Raw genomic sequence first — 13,913 nt, 5'->3', positions numbered from 1 at the left:
TGTTCTAGCGGATAGCTCAGAGGCTCAGCGTCCAGTCGTAATCCACGACCAGTGGGGCATGTTGGGAGAAACGTGGCTGGCGCGGCAGGCGCGCGTTGCGGACAAAGCGACGCATGCCGGACGTGAGGATCTGATAGTCGAATCGCCAGCCCAGGTTCAGCATCTGGGCCTGTTCGGTGTCGGGCCACCAGCTGTACAGATCGCCCTCACGAGTAACTTCGCGTAGGGCATCGATGTAGCCCATGTTGCCGAAGATCTCATCGAGCCAGGCGCGCTCCGGGGCCAGAAAGCCGGTCGTCTGCTGGCAATCGCGCCAGTTTTTGACGTCCAGTTTTTGGTGAGCCACATATAGCGAGCCGCAGTAGATGTATTCGCGACGCTTGCGGCGCTGCTTATCAAGATAATGAGCGAAATCGTCCATGAACTTGAATTTCTGGTTCAGGTCTTCGTCCCCGCCGCGCCCGGTTGGCAGCAGCAGCGTGGCAATGCTGACCTTGTCGAAATCCGCTTGCAAATAACGGCCGTAGCGGTCGGCAGTTTCGAACCCAAGACCCATGATGACAGCCTTTGGCTGCAGCCTGGAGTACAGGGCAACACCGCCTTGTTCGGGAAGTTCGGCATCAACGGTATAAAGGAAATAGCCGTCGAGCTGGTAGGCCGGATCGTCGAGTTCTACTACGGAGGCGCGGGTATCCTGCAGGCAGATGACATCGGCATTCTGCGCTTGCAGCCAGCTGAGCAAACCCCGCTGCGCCGCCGCTTGAATGCCATTCACGTTGACGCTGATGATCCGCATAAATGGCCCCTAAAAACACGTGCGTGTATGATAACCCAAGCTCTTCGCAATTAGCTAAGTCAGTGTCTTCCGGGAATATCCTTCATGCAGGCGTACCAGCGCGAGTTCATTCGCTTCGCCATCGAGCGCGGGGTTTTGCGCTTCGGTGAGTTCACTCTGAAGTCTGGGCGCATCAGCCCCTACTTCTTCAATGCCGGGTTGTTCAACAGTGGATCGGCGCTGGCTCAGTTGGGGCGCTTCTACGCGGCCGCAGTCGCCGATAGTGGTATCGATTTCGACGTGATTTTCGGCCCCGCCTACAAGGGCATTCCTCTCGCTGCTGCGACGGCGATCTCTCTGGCCGAACACCATCAGCGTGACCTGCCCTGGTGCTTCAACCGCAAGGAAGCGAAGGACCATGGCGAAGGCGGTACGTTGGTCGGTGCGCCGCTCAGCGGTCGCGTGCTGATTGTCGATGACGTGATCACTGCCGGAACCGCGATCCGCGAAGTCATGCAGATCATCCGGGCACAGGGCGCGCAAGCTGCCGGTGTGCTGATTGCGCTGAATAGGCAGGAGCGGGGTCAGGGTCAGCTGTCCGCCATTCAAGAAGTGGAACAGGACTACGGCATGCCCGTGGTGAGCATCGTTTCACTGGCTCAGGTATTGGAGTTCCTTGGCCAGGATGAGCAGCTCAAGTGCCACTTGCCCGCTGTCGAGGCCTACCGGGATCAATATGGCATCTAAGGCCGGCTCGTCTGGCGACTCATCGGCCGGTGCAGGTCTCGCGATAATTCACCGCTGACTATGGCTGCGCCAGCTGTTGTGCGTTTTGTCAGCAACTGACGAATTGTGACGGTTTCAGCGTTAGGAGGGCCGTCGGTGGCGTGCTGCTACCGGCAGCCGTCCGGTTCTTCTGAACTCCGCTATCCGGGTTGTTTCGCTCGGGCGCTGCCAATCTAAACCCTTGCGAGTCGCGGCGTGTCGCTTGAATCAGTCATGATCAAGCGGTTCATTCTCGCAGTTGGTGTACTTATTGCTGCACAACTGTGATGGGGTTTGTATAAGCTGAGACCCTTCGGGCAAGAACAATCAGGCATTTCGACGGGCAGTGCCGCAAGCACCGAATACGGAAGAGGCTGAAGTATGCGAATAGGGAGCAGCGCACTGTTGCTGTTGGGTTTACTGGGCGCGACGGTAGCGCAAGCTGAGCTGTATCGGTATGTCGATGACAAGGGTGTAGTGGTCCTCGACCGGCACGGTGTGCCACCGCAGTTCATTGGACGCGGTTATGAAGTCCTCAACGACCAAGGCCGTGTGACGCAAGTAGTGCCGCCTGCGCCAACTGCGCAAGAGCGCCAACTTCTGCTGGAAGCCAAGGCCCGAGCTGAGACCGATGCTCAACTGCTGCGGCTGTATGCCAGTGTTGCTGATGTCGAGCGCGCCAAGGCGCGCAGGCTATCAGAGCTCGACAGCATTATCGGTATCACTCGCGGCAACCTGCAATCGTTGCGGACACAGCAGGCGAATCTTCAGAGCCAGGCGGCAAACCATGAGCGCGCCGGACGGACGGTGCCTGAGCAGCTGCTGGTACAGATCGACAATCTGGCCAAAGAGCAGGCCAGCCTGAAACGGGACGTCGAGCGTTACAGGCAGACCCGCAAACAGGCCGAAGTCAGCTATGGCCGAGAGCGTGAGCGAGTGGCCGAGTTGCTTGGTCAGTCCGAATAGCGCTTTGAACAAGGCGAAAAAAAGCCCGGCTCTCATTATAGAGGCCGGGCTTTTTCATGACCGTATCAGTGAGAAACGGACGTTTTGCGATTGGTGATCAGCGTGCCGACGCCGATGTCGGTAAAGATTTCCAGCAACACGGCATTCGGTACACGGCCGTCAATGATATGCGCGCTGTGCACGCCGCCCTGGACGGCTTCGAGGGCGCAGCGAATCTTCGGCAGCATGCCGCCATAGATGGTGCCATCGGCGATCAGTTCGTCGACCTGTGAGGTGGTCAGCCCGGTCAGTACCTGGCCCTGCTTGTCCATGAGGCCGGCGATGTTGGTCAGCAGCATCAGCTTTTCTGACTTCAGCGCCTCGGCGACCTTGCCTGCGACCAGATCAGCGTTGATGTTGTAGGATTCGCCGTCCGGGCCTACGCCGATTGGCGCAATGACCGGGATGAAGTTGCCGCGCACCAGCATTTCCAGCAGCTCGGTATTGACGCCGGTGACCTCGCCAACCTGGCCGATGTCGATGATTTCGGGAGATGTCATCTCTGGCGTTTGGCGTGTGGCTTTGAGCTTTTTCGCCCGGATCAGATTGGCATCTTTGCCGGTCAGGCCAATGGCCGCGCCGCCGTGCTGGTTGATTAGGCTCACGATGCTTTTGTTGACCTGGCCGCCAAGGACCATTTCCACCACGTCCATTGTCTGGCTGTCGGTGACCCGCATGCCATCGATGAAGTGGCTTTCGATGTTCAGGCGCTTGAGCAGGTCGCCAATCTGCGGGCCGCCACCGTGGACCACCACCGGATTGATACCCACAGCCTTCATCAGCACAATGTCGCGAGCGAAGCCGGTTTTCAGCTCCTCGCTTTCCATCGCATTACCGCCGTATTTGATGACCAGCGTCTTACCGACGAACCGGCGGATATAGGGCAGTGCCTCGGACAGAACCTGGGCGAATTGTGTGGCGGCTTCACGGCTGAGGGTCATGCAAGGCTCCGCAAGTCAGAACGGCAGGGTGAGGTCAGGCGCGACAGTATAAAGCTGCGCGCGGAAGACTTCCTGTATGCGCTTGAGCTCTTCCTCGGTTTCGGCTTCGAAACGCAGCACCAGCACCGGTGTGGTATTCGAGGCGCGTACCAGGCCCCAGCCTTTCGGGTAATCGACCCGCACACCATCGAGGGTGGTGATGTTGGCGTCGCCCCAATGGGCGTCGCGATGCAGCGACTCGATGATGGTGAACTTGCTCTCCTCGGTGACCTGAATATTGATTTCGGGCGTCGAGATGTCGTTAGGGAAAGCCGAGAAGACCTGTTCCACGTTGCGCTTGTCCTGGCTGAGGATCTCCAGCAGGCGCACGGCGCTGTAGATGCCGTCATCGAAGCCGTACCAGCGCTCCTTGAAAAAGATGTGGCCACTCATCTCGCCAGCGAGCAGCGCGCCGGTCTCTTTCATTTTTTTCTTGATCAGCGAATGACCCGTCTTCCACATCACCGGACGGCCACCGTAGCCACTGATCAACGGTGTCAGGCGTCGGGTACATTTGACGTCGAAGATGATGTCGGCGCCTGGGTTGCGCGAGACTACGTCCTTCGCGAACAGCATGAGCAGACGGTCTGGATAGACCACAGTTCCCGCATTGGTCACCACGCCGACGCGGTCGCCGTCGCCGTCGAACGCCAAGCCCAGGTCGGCATTTTCGGATTTGACCTTGGCGATCAGGTCCTCGAGGTTTTCCAGCTTGCCCGGGTCGGGGTGATGGTTGGGGAAGTTGCCATCAACGTCGCAGAACAATGGTATGACCTTGCAGCCCAGTGCTTCGATCAGTTGCGGCGCGATCACGCCAGCGACGCCGTTGCCGCAGTCCACCACCACCTTCATCGGCTTGGCCAGGGCGATGTCGTCACGGATGCGCTTGAAGTAGCTCTCCAGCACGTCGACCTGCTCCGCTTGGCCAACGCCTTCGCTGAGATTGCCGGTTTCGATGCGCTGGCGTAGCGCTTGGATCTGCTCGTTGGCGAGGGTGTCGCCCGCGATCACGATTTTGAAGCCATTGTAGTCCGGCGGGTTGTGGCTACCGGTGAGCATCACGCCGGATTTGCCTGCCAGGACGTTGGCGGCGTAGTAGAGCACCGGGGTCGGCACCATGCCGACGTCGCTGACGCTGCAACCGCTGTCCACCAATCCTTGGATCAGATGCTGGACCAATTCAGGTCCGGACAGTCGGCCATCGCGGCCGACCGACACGTTCGGCTCACCTTGGGCCAGGCTTTCGGAGCCTACTGCTCGGCCTATCCAATAAGCGGTTTCGGTGGTCAGGCTGTCGCCGACAACGCCGCGGATGTCATAGGCGCGAAAGATGCTCGCGGGCAGTTGCGGGGCTTTAGGGGCGCTCATTGCGTTTTCTCGCTCCTTGGTATCGAGGCCAAGCCAATCCTGGTCCTCGTCGAGAATGTCGATGTCGAGAATGTCGGTGTCCTGGAAAAGAGGGTCGACATATTCGGTAGATGGGGGTTGCCGAACCGCGGGCTGCTCTGCAGTCGGGGCTTTGGTCGATGACATCCCGGCGGTGCGGAGCGGCAGTCGGACCAGACTCTTGGCCAGTGCGTCGAGCGCCGGCAGGCTCAAGGTCGGTGTTTTGATGGTCTTGCCGTTGGAGAGTTCCTGAACCATCTGGCCCAGATGCAAGACATCTTCACGGAGCCTTCTTTGCTGTGCGCTAAGCACTGCCTGCAGGCCGAGCAGCAGCCCGCAGAGGGCCGCCAGGGCCGCCCCCAGTATCGGTAATGGCGAGTGGCCCGCGGTGCCAAGCTCCGATGCAGGCAAGAAACTGATCTTCCAGTTCGGGTTGTTGCTTGGCAGCTCTATTGACGCCTGATCCAGGCCGGCCCCGCCACGCTGAACCAACAGCTGTGTCGGAGCTCCGTTGAATTGTTGCACCAGCCGCAATTGCCCGGCTTCGGTCGGCAACTGCGGCAGGGTCGCCAGGAAGCGCTCCAGGCTGGTTACCAATAGGAGGGTGCCCTGAATCGGCTGCTCGGGAGCCATGCGCAACGGCGCCGCGCTGTAGAGCAACCAGCGGTTGCCGACCTTGAACGCTTCGGTTGCAGGCGTTTGCCCGTTCTCGGCGCGCTGCAGCATATCCAATGCGGAAAAATTCAGCGGTCCGGGCCGGCTGGCATCCGTTCGCGCCTGGCCGCGCAGACTGAGATGCGCATCGATGACGCCGTCCCGGTAGCCGAGCTCACGTTCGACGGCACGTATCTGTTGCGGCTGCTCGCTACGCAGTGCTTCGAGCAGTTGCGGATCGCTGGCGGCAGCGCGCGTGTCTTCGGCCAGTTGGCGGAGCGCCTGATTGATCGCCGAAGCTTGGCTCTGACCCCACGCGTGGGCGAGTTCGCCGGCTTGCTGCTGTTGACTGCTCTGCTGGGCGGTCCAGAGCAACGCGCCAGCGACCACGAGCCCCAGCAGCCCAGGGATCAGTCCGGGTGTGAGCGTCTTCAAGCCAACGCTACGGCGCGGGCGGGAGGGGGCGGTATCGGCGGGGTTGAGAACGCCGTCGTCCTTGGCGGTGCGCTTGAAGAGTTTCATGGAGCTCCTCGGTTCGTCCTGAAAAAGGCGAGAAATATCTCAGTGACTGCCAGAGTGGCCGAAGCCGCCGGCGCCACGCTCACTGCTGTCGAACTCGTTCACCAGTTCGAACTGCGCTTGGATCACCGGGACAAGCATCAGCTGGGCGATGCGCTCCCCTATGGCGATGTTGAAGCTGGTCTGGCCGCGGTTCCAGCAGGACACCATCAACTCGCCCTGATAATCCGAGTCGATCAGCCCGACCAGGTTGCCCAGCACGATGCCGTGCTTGTGCCCCAAGCCAGAGCGCGGCAGGACTAGCGCCGCCAGGTTCGGGTCGGCGATATGGATGGACAGGCCGGTAGGTATCAACAGTGTCTGCCCCGGTTCCAGCGTCGTATCGGCTTGCAGCATGGCGCGCAGGTCGAGCCCGGCGGAGCCGCTGGTGGCGTACGCGGGCAGCGGGAAATCCGTGCCAAGACGGGGGTCGAGAATTTTTGCTTGAAGTTTGTGCATGGTCAGGCCTGATGGTAACGGTCGGCGATGAAGGCAATCAGCTGACGAGCGATGTGCCCTTTGCTGGCCTGGCTGAAACGGGTTTCGTGCTGCTGGCGGTCGATCACCGTGACGGCGTTTTCTTCGCTGTTGAAGCCAATGCTCGGGTTGGCGACGTCATTGGCCACGATCAGGTCGAGATTTTTGTCCCGCAGCTTGCGCGTGGCGTACTCCAGCAGGTTTTCGGTTTCGGCGGCGAAGCCGACGCTGAACGGCCGATCCGGCCGTCCGGCTAGCGTGGCGAGGATGTCGGGGTTGCGAACCATCTGCAGCAGCAGGCCGTCGCCCTTGGCGGGGTCCTTCTTCAATTTATGCGGCGCAACCACTTCAGGGCGGTAGTCGGCAACCGCTGCAGCGGCAATGAACAGGTCGCAAGGCATCGCCGCTTCACACGCAGCGAGCATATCGCGGGCGCTGACCACATCGATGCGCTGAACGCGGTCGGGCGTAGGCAGGAACACCGGCCCGGCGACCAGGGTCACGCGCGCGCCGGCCTCGGCGGCGGCTTCGGCAAGGGCAAATCCCATCTTCCCGGAACTGTGATTGGTGATGTACCGCACCGGATCGATGTTTTCCTGGGTCGGCCCCGCGGTGATCAACAGGTGCTTTCCGGTTAACAGGCTGCGTTCGAAACAGTCAGCAGCGGCCTGAGCCAGGTCATCCGCTTCGAGCATACGGCCAAGCCCCACATCGCCACAGGCCTGGCTACCGGAAGCCGGGCCGAACAGGCGGATCCCTCGCTGCTCCAGTAGCGCGCGGTTGGCTTGGGTGGCGGGATCTGCCCACATGGCCTGATTCATCGCTGGGGCCAGCGCAACCGGTGCGTTGGTCGCCAGTACGAGCGTGGTCAACAGGTCGTTGGCGACGCCCTGGGCCAGGCGTGCCATCAAATCGGCCGTAGCTGGCGCGACCAGTACCAAGTCGGCCCACCGTGCCAGCTCGATATGGCCCATCGCGGCTTCTGCCGCGGGATCCAGCAGGTCGAGGTGAACCGGATGGCCGGATAGGGCCTGGAGGGTTAGCGGCGTGATGAATTCACGGCCGCCGCTGGTCATCACGACGCGCACTTCGGCGCCCTGGTCGCGTAGCCGGCGCACCAGCTCCGCGCTCTTGTAAGCGGCGATGCCGCCGCCGACGCCCAGGACGATGCGTTTACGATAAAGCCGCTGCATAGGCCTGCCTTGTTACGGGGTGAGAACTGGTTCCGATGAGGACCGGTTGCCGTGGATAAAAGGCCGCTAAGATAGCACAGCGCCCTCAGAGGACGAGGGGCACGCTCGACATGGAGGTGGCATGAGCATTCGTGACTGGCCGGCGGCGGAACGGCCGCGGGAAAAGCTATTGGAGCAGGGCGCATCGGCGCTGTCCGATGCGGAGCTGTTGGCGATTTTTTTGCGCACCGGCGTGGCCGGGAAAAGCGCGGTGGATCTGGCGCGCTACCTGCTCAATGAATTCGGCAGTCTGCGTGCGCTGCTGGAAAGCGACCGCGAACAATTCAGCGCACACCTGGGGCTAGGGCCGGCCAAGTTTGCTCAACTGCAAGCCGTGTTGGAAATGGCAAGACGGCATCTGGCTGAGCGCATCCGCCGTGACTCAGCGCTGGAAAGCCCGCAGGCAGTGCGTGACTATCTCAAGGCGCGTCTGCGACACGAGCCGCACGAGCTCTTTGCCTGTCTCTTCCTTGATTCCAAACACCGGGTGTTGGCCTTCGAGGTGCTGTTCCACGGCACTATCGACGGAGCCAGCGTCTACCCCCGCCAAGTGGTCAAGCGCGCGCTGGCGCAGAATGCCGCAGCCGTCATCCTGACCCACAATCATCCATCCGGTGTCGCCGAGCCGAGTCAGGCTGACCGTCAGCTGACCCGCAGGCTCAGCGATGCCCTGGCACTGATCGATGTGCGGGTGCTCGATCATTTCATCGTCGGGGATGGCGAACCATTGTCGATGGCCGAATACGGCTGGATGTGAGCCAAGGTTGCTCATGCCAGTAGGGGTATTAACAGCAGTGGGATCAATACGCTGAGGACGAAACGCCCATTCCAGCCGACAGCGATGCGCCAGGGTGACAGCTGGGCGTGGCGGGCCAAGAGTACGGCTGAGGGGCCGTAGGGCGAGAGCAGCATGGCCAGTGAAAACCCGAACAACAGCGCCACAGCCGGTTGCGTCACCGTCAGGCCCTGGCTCGCCAGTTGCGCCAGTAGCGCGGCGCAGAGATTCAACGAGATCAGCGGCGCGACGCCAAGCAACGCCAATGCCATGACCGCCAACGCGCCGACCGCACCCAGCCCGAACAGTGCCATCGGCGTGCTTCCGAGCTGATCCGCAAGATGATGCACCGGCAAGACGGCTGCAACCAACCCAGCCAGTAATGCCGAGCTGGCAAAAATGAATGTCTCGTTGCGCATGCCGATCAATGTTTCGCTGACCTCACTGAGCACCTGGCGCGGCGCGGTCCGCTGCCAGAGCAGGACAGCGATCACGGCGGTCGGCACCGTCAGCATCGCGGCCTGGGTGGCGGAGAGCCAGGTAAAGGCGGCCAGCAGGGCGATCAGCGCGATGCCGATCAGGCTGCCTAACAACAGGCCATTCAGGCGGCCACCGGCTTGCTGGGTGTCCAAGCCGGCATCGACGACCGGGTAGTCCGCCAGCTGCTGCAAGCGACGGTTCTCTACCGGCCAGCCGAACAACAGCAGGATCAAACCGCCTAGCAGGCCGAAGGGTAGTAACGTGCTCCAGCTAATGCCGAGCTCGCGGGTGAGGATCGCCACCGCAACGCTCGTCGGCGCCAGCAAAGGCACCAGGGCGAACCCTCGCAGAGCGGTAACCATCACGCCGCGGCGGCCTTCGCGGCGCTGATGATCGCTGTATGGACGGCGTGCAAGATGATTTTCCAGTGAGCCACATATCAGGTTGAGCATGCCGAAACTGAGCACCGAGCTGATCGCAAATGTGCTCAGCAGATAGCCCGGGTAGAGCCATGTGCGAGGGCCGGCCAGCAGGAGGCGATGCAGCTCGCTGAGTTGCTGCAGACGCTTGACCAGGCAGTGCATCAGACCCAGCGCGCCAATAAAGGCTGCGTAATAGGCGGCTGACGACAACATTCGCGCGCCTTGCTGCCAGGTTGCTTCGCCAGACAGCAGCCAGTAGCCGAGGAGTGCAGCGGTGACGATCCCGAGTCGCCGTGGATAGGGCATCAGCGAGCGCCAATGCCAGATGAAGAACAGGCTCAGCAGGGCGCCGCTGATAACGCTCATCGGCTGAATTCGGGTGATTAGAGCCAGAAGCTCAAAGAACAGCGCCAGTGGCAGCAGCGCGGTCATCTAGGCCGGGAGCTCCCGTCGAAGCGAGCCGCGCTTGAACACGCCCTCGCCGAACGCGATTAATCGATCCTGCTCATCCAGCAAGTCGCAGCTGGCCATAAACACCTTGTGCCCGGACGAGCGGCAACGAGCCTGCGCTCTGATGCGACTTCCCGCTGCAGCAACTGCGCTGAAGTTGATATTCATCGACAGCGTCATCGCGACACGACGGTCTGCCGGGTCGGCTTCCCAGGTGCCGCATAGGCCCATCGCAACATCCATCAAGGTCGCCATGACGCCGCCGTGCATGTTGCTAGCATTGTTCAGATGGCGCGGCAGCAGCGTCAGGGCGAGCGTGGCGTGCTCCGGACCGTAGGCGAGCAGCTCGCTGCCGATGTCTTGAAAGAAACCGGTAACGGAGGCGTGGACTTGCTGGAGTTGGGCGGAAGAATAGTCGGAAGCGGACATGGCGCTCGATCACGGATGGCTTGCTATGGAGTCTGGCAGTCTTTAGGCTCAGGTTCAAATAGATGGAACATGGTTTCGCACTGCGGAATATTGGTTGATCATATTTCAGAATCGCAACGCCATCCACTGAGGAGGTTCCCATGTTTTCCCGTATCGGCATTATCGGCGCCGGCGCCATGGGGCGCGGTATCGCACAGCTATTTGCCAGCGCCGGTCAGCAGGTCTGGTTGTATGACGCTCGGCCCGAAACCATCGATCAAGCCCTGCAGTTCAACCGTGAACTGCTTGAGCGCAGCGTGGCCAAGGGACGTTTGGGCGCCGATGAGCTACCGGCGATTCTGGAGCGCATGCAGCCAGCCCATCAGCTGGCCGAGCTGTCCGGCTGCGATCTGCTGATCGAAGCCATCGTCGAAAACCTGGAAGCCAAGCAGAGCCTGTTTGTCGAGCTTGAAGGTCTGGTTGCGGCCGACGCGGTCCTTGCGACCAACACTTCCTCGTTGTCCGTGACCCGCATTGCCAGTGCCTGCGCGCGGCCTGAGCGGGTGGCTGGGTATCACTTCTTCAATCCTGTGACGCTGATGAAACTTGTCGAAGTGGTGCGCGGCGAGCGCACCGCCCCGTCGGTCATTGAGCGGCTGGTGCAGCTAGCCGAGCACGCCGGGCACTTCCCTGCGATTACGCCGGATACTCCCGGGTTTCTGGTCAATCACGCCGGTCGTGCCTATGGCACCGAGGCGCAGCGCATCCTTAGCGAGGGCATCGCCACGCCGGAACAGATCGACCGAATTTTGCGGGACGGGCCCGGGTTTCGAATGGGCCCGTTCGAATTGTTCGATCTGACCGGGTTGGATATTTCCCACGCGGTGATGGAGTCGGTGCATGACCAGTTCTACTACGATCCGCGCTATACACCGTCTTACCTCGCCGCGCAGCGGGTGGCGGCCGGTTTGCTCGGTCGCAAAACCGGCCAGGGCTTCTATCGCTACGAAGACGGCCAGCAGATCCGCACGCCTGAGCCCCGCTTCGAGCCGGTAAGCATCGATCGGCCGTTTTGGCTCGACAGTATCGAGCCCGACCTGCGCAGCTCCATCAGATCGATATTGCAGCAGGCCGGTGCGATCCTCGAGGAGGGTGTTGAGCCTTCGGACCAAGCAATCTGTCTGATCACGCCGCTAGGAGAAGATGCGAGTAGCTGTATCGAGCGCCTGGCGCTGCCCGGCGCGCGTACTGTGGCGCTGGACCTCTTCAGTGACCTTGAAAAACGCCGCGTGCTGATGCGTCAACCAGCGCTCGACCCAGCATTGGAGGCTCAGGCACGCCAGGCGTTGGGCGCCGACGGCGTGCCGGTCGAGGTGATCAACGACTCTCCGGGGTTCGTCAGCCAGCGCATCGTGGCCAGCATCGTCAACCTTGGCTGTGAGATTGCCCAGAAGGGCATTGCCTCCCCAGAGACGCTCGACCGCGCGGTCATGGTGGCCCTCGGCTATCCAAGGGGGCCGCTGGGGTTCGCCGCGCATTACAACCCGGCTCGAATCCTGACTATCCTGGAGGGCATGCAGCGCTGCTATGGTCACGAACCGCGCTATCGTCCGAGCCCCTGGCTACGCCGCCGGGTACAGCTCGGTCTGCCGCTGACGGCTCCGGATCAGGCTCGCTAAAAAGCGGGGCCTGACGTACGTTCAGGCTTGAGGGCAGCTTAAGGTTGGCCGCGTCCAGCCGCTAACCCGGTAACTCGGCCATGCCGGGCGGCAACGGGTGTGTAATCGTTTCCAGTCCGGCAAGACCATGTGCCACCAAGGGACAATGTTCTTTGTTGGCAGAGGTGGTACAACGCCTTTTTACCGGACGAAAACAAGAGGCCACCGATGCGCCCTACCTTCCGCCTTCACCCCAAGGCCTGTCTGTTGCACGCAGCGGGCCTGCTGGGCCTGCTGTTGTTTCATGGCTGGATGGAGTTGCCGTTCTATCTGACCGCGATCTCGATCCTGTTGCTTGCCCTATGGCCTTGGTTCGGCCCTTGGCGCAGGAATACGGGCACCCCGGTTGCAGAGGACGCCGGCGAGCTGAGTTCCGCAGCCCTGAGCAAGAGCCTCTCCCGGCATACCTGTCATAACGCCCTGTCGGCAGCTCAAGTGTCGTTCAGCGCTGAGCAACTGGCGGCACGGTTGCAGTCACAGCTGGTTGCGGTCAGCGAGATCGCCAATGGCGCCGAGGCGATGACGGCGACCGAACAGGACAGCGCTGCCCGAGCACGGCAGGCGTTAGAAGCGGCCGAAGCCGTGCGGCGCAGCAGCGATAGTGGGCGTATCGAACTCCAGCACGCCATCGAACGCATGCAGCAGCTCAGCGCACAGACCAAGGCCAGCCGCGAACTGCTCGACGGACTCTCAGCGCGCACCGAAGAAATCCGCCAGATCACCGATGTGATTCAGTCCATTGCCAGCCAGACCAACCTGCTTGCACTCAACGCGGCGATCGAGGCGGCACGCGCCGGTGAGGCCGGGCGGGGCTTTGCCGTGGTGGCTGATGAGGTGCGAAACCTGGCCGGTCGCACCAGCAGTGCTACCGAAGAGGTAGGCCGGATGGTTAGCGATATTCGTGAGCAAAGTGGCGCAGTGGTCAGCCATATCCAAAAGCAAGCCAGCGAACTGGACGAAGCCGCCGCACAGATCGCAGGAACAGGCGTTCAGCTCAGTGGAATTGCCGAGTTGGCTGGCAATGTCGAAACCCAGGTGGCGGAAATCGCTGCCGGCACGGCAAGCAATCATGAGCGACTCGCGCAGTTGTTCGTCGCGGTAGAGCAGCTGCGTGGAGACGCTCTGGAGAGCGAGACCCAGACCCGCCAATTGGAGCAGGCCGCAGAGAAGCTAGTAGGGCAGGCGGAAACCGTCAGCGAACAGCTCGCCGAGGTACAGCTCGATGCCTACCACCAGGATGTATACGACCTCGCGCGCGAAGCGGCGGCCGCCATCGGGGCGCGTTTCGAGGCGGATCTGAAGGCCGGGCGCCTGGGTGTCGACGATCTGTTTGATCGCAATTACCGGGCGCAGCCGGGCACCAATCCGATCCGCTACAACACCCGTTTCGACCGTTACGCCGACGAGGTGCTGCCGGCGATCCAGGAACCCCTGCTCGCGCGCAACGATGCGTTGATTTATGCCATCGCGACTACGCCGGATGGCTACGTGCCGACCCACAACCGTGCCTTCAGCCAGCCCCCGGTCGGCGACCCGGAGATCGACAAGGTCAAGAGCCGCAGCAAGCGCTTGTTCAATGACCGTACCGGCGCGCGCTGTGGCAGCCACGAACGCAAGGTGCTGTTGCAGACCTACAGCCGCGATACCGGAGAGCTGATGCATGACCTGTCGGTGCCGATCATGGTGAACAGCCGTCACTGGGGTGGCCTGCGATTGGGCTATCGTCCGGAGCCCTAGCTGAGCCGCTGATTGGCGCAAGCGCCATGACCTTTGGCGCTCAACCACCACTCGACACCGCGCGGCACCTTGCCGAGCTGGCTAAGCTTGC

Annotated in this window: 12 protein-coding genes; 5 read left to right on the top strand and 7 right to left on the bottom strand. The window is 61.7% G+C overall.

Annotated elements, in window-relative coordinates:
* Positions 1–16: 16 nt before the first annotated feature.
* A complete protein-coding gene (crc, locus tag ACIGHL_RS13570) occupies positions 17–796 on the bottom strand; it encodes a catabolite repression control protein Crc (protein WP_045431125.1) in 780 nt (259 codons plus the stop codon).
* A gap of 84 nt (positions 797–880) precedes the next feature.
* On the opposite strand from crc, the gene pyrE reads away from it, so the two are divergent.
* Together pyrE and ACIGHL_RS13560 are read left to right on the top strand one after the other, a co-directional pair.
* Positions 881–1,522, top strand: coding sequence for an orotate phosphoribosyltransferase (gene pyrE / locus ACIGHL_RS13565; protein ID WP_128120218.1), 642 nt, complete (start codon positions 881–883; stop codon positions 1,520–1,522).
* A gap of 399 nt (positions 1,523–1,921) precedes the next feature.
* On the top strand, positions 1,922–2,506 hold the full coding sequence (locus ACIGHL_RS13560) for a DUF4124 domain-containing protein (protein WP_181689993.1): 585 nt from the start codon (positions 1,922–1,924) through the stop codon (positions 2,504–2,506).
* 65 nt (positions 2,507–2,571) lie between these two features.
* Here ACIGHL_RS13560 and argB read toward each other — a convergent pair whose 3' ends face one another.
* The 4 genes from argB to coaBC all read right to left on the bottom strand — a co-directional run bounded on the left by argB (position 2,572) and on the right by coaBC (position 7,793).
* The gene (gene argB, locus ACIGHL_RS13555; protein ID WP_128120219.1) at positions 2,572–3,486 is read right to left on the bottom strand and encodes an acetylglutamate kinase; all 915 of its coding nucleotides are present in this window, start codon (positions 3,484–3,486) and stop codon (positions 2,572–2,574) included.
* 15 nt (positions 3,487–3,501) lie between these two features.
* A complete protein-coding gene (gene algC, locus ACIGHL_RS13550; RefSeq protein WP_216707241.1) occupies positions 3,502–4,893 on the bottom strand; it encodes a phosphomannomutase/phosphoglucomutase in 1,392 nt (463 codons plus the stop codon).
* 1,233 nt (positions 4,894–6,126) lie between these two features.
* A complete protein-coding gene (gene dut / locus ACIGHL_RS13545) occupies positions 6,127–6,582 on the bottom strand; it encodes a dUTP diphosphatase (RefSeq protein ID WP_128120220.1) in 456 nt (151 codons plus the stop codon).
* Between the two features lie 2 nt (positions 6,583–6,584).
* Positions 6,585–7,793 carry a bifunctional phosphopantothenoylcysteine decarboxylase/phosphopantothenate--cysteine ligase CoaBC gene (coaBC, locus tag ACIGHL_RS13540; RefSeq protein WP_045431110.1) on the bottom strand — a complete coding sequence of 403 codons (1,209 nt, stop codon included), beginning with the start codon at positions 7,791–7,793 and terminating at the stop codon, positions 6,585–6,587.
* Positions 7,794–7,914: 121 nt separating this feature from the next.
* Between coaBC and radC the strand changes: the two genes are divergently transcribed.
* Positions 7,915–8,589, top strand: coding sequence for a RadC family protein (radC, locus tag ACIGHL_RS13535; RefSeq protein ID WP_128120221.1), 675 nt, complete (start codon positions 7,915–7,917; stop codon positions 8,587–8,589).
* Between the two features lie 11 nt (positions 8,590–8,600).
* Here radC and ACIGHL_RS13530 read toward each other — a convergent pair whose 3' ends face one another.
* The gene (locus ACIGHL_RS13530; protein WP_128120222.1) at positions 8,601–9,941 is read right to left on the bottom strand and encodes a hypothetical protein; all 1,341 of its coding nucleotides are present in this window, start codon (positions 9,939–9,941) and stop codon (positions 8,601–8,603) included.
* Complete coding sequence (locus tag ACIGHL_RS13525; RefSeq protein WP_216706993.1) at positions 9,942–10,388, bottom strand: PaaI family thioesterase; 447 nt, start codon at positions 10,386–10,388, stop codon at positions 9,942–9,944. It lies immediately after the preceding gene.
* 140 nt (positions 10,389–10,528) lie between these two features.
* Here ACIGHL_RS13525 and ACIGHL_RS13520 point away from each other — a divergent pair, with 140 nt between their 5' ends.
* Positions 10,529–12,046, top strand: a complete 1,518-nt coding sequence (locus ACIGHL_RS13520) for a 3-hydroxyacyl-CoA dehydrogenase (protein ID WP_128120224.1) — start codon at positions 10,529–10,531, stop codon at positions 12,044–12,046.
* 207 nt (positions 12,047–12,253) lie between these two features.
* The gene (locus ACIGHL_RS13515) at positions 12,254–13,822 is read left to right on the top strand and encodes a methyl-accepting chemotaxis protein (protein ID WP_128120225.1); all 1,569 of its coding nucleotides are present in this window, start codon (positions 12,254–12,256) and stop codon (positions 13,820–13,822) included.
* The last annotated feature ends 91 nt before the right edge of the window (positions 13,823–13,913 follow it).

The sequence above is a fragment of the Pseudomonas sp. NPDC077451 genome (assembly GCF_044543345.1).
Classification (GTDB): domain Bacteria; phylum Pseudomonadota; class Gammaproteobacteria; order Pseudomonadales; family Pseudomonadaceae; genus Stutzerimonas.
Note: the sequence above shows the minus strand (reverse complement) of the source record. Positions and strands in the feature narration are given on the sequence as shown.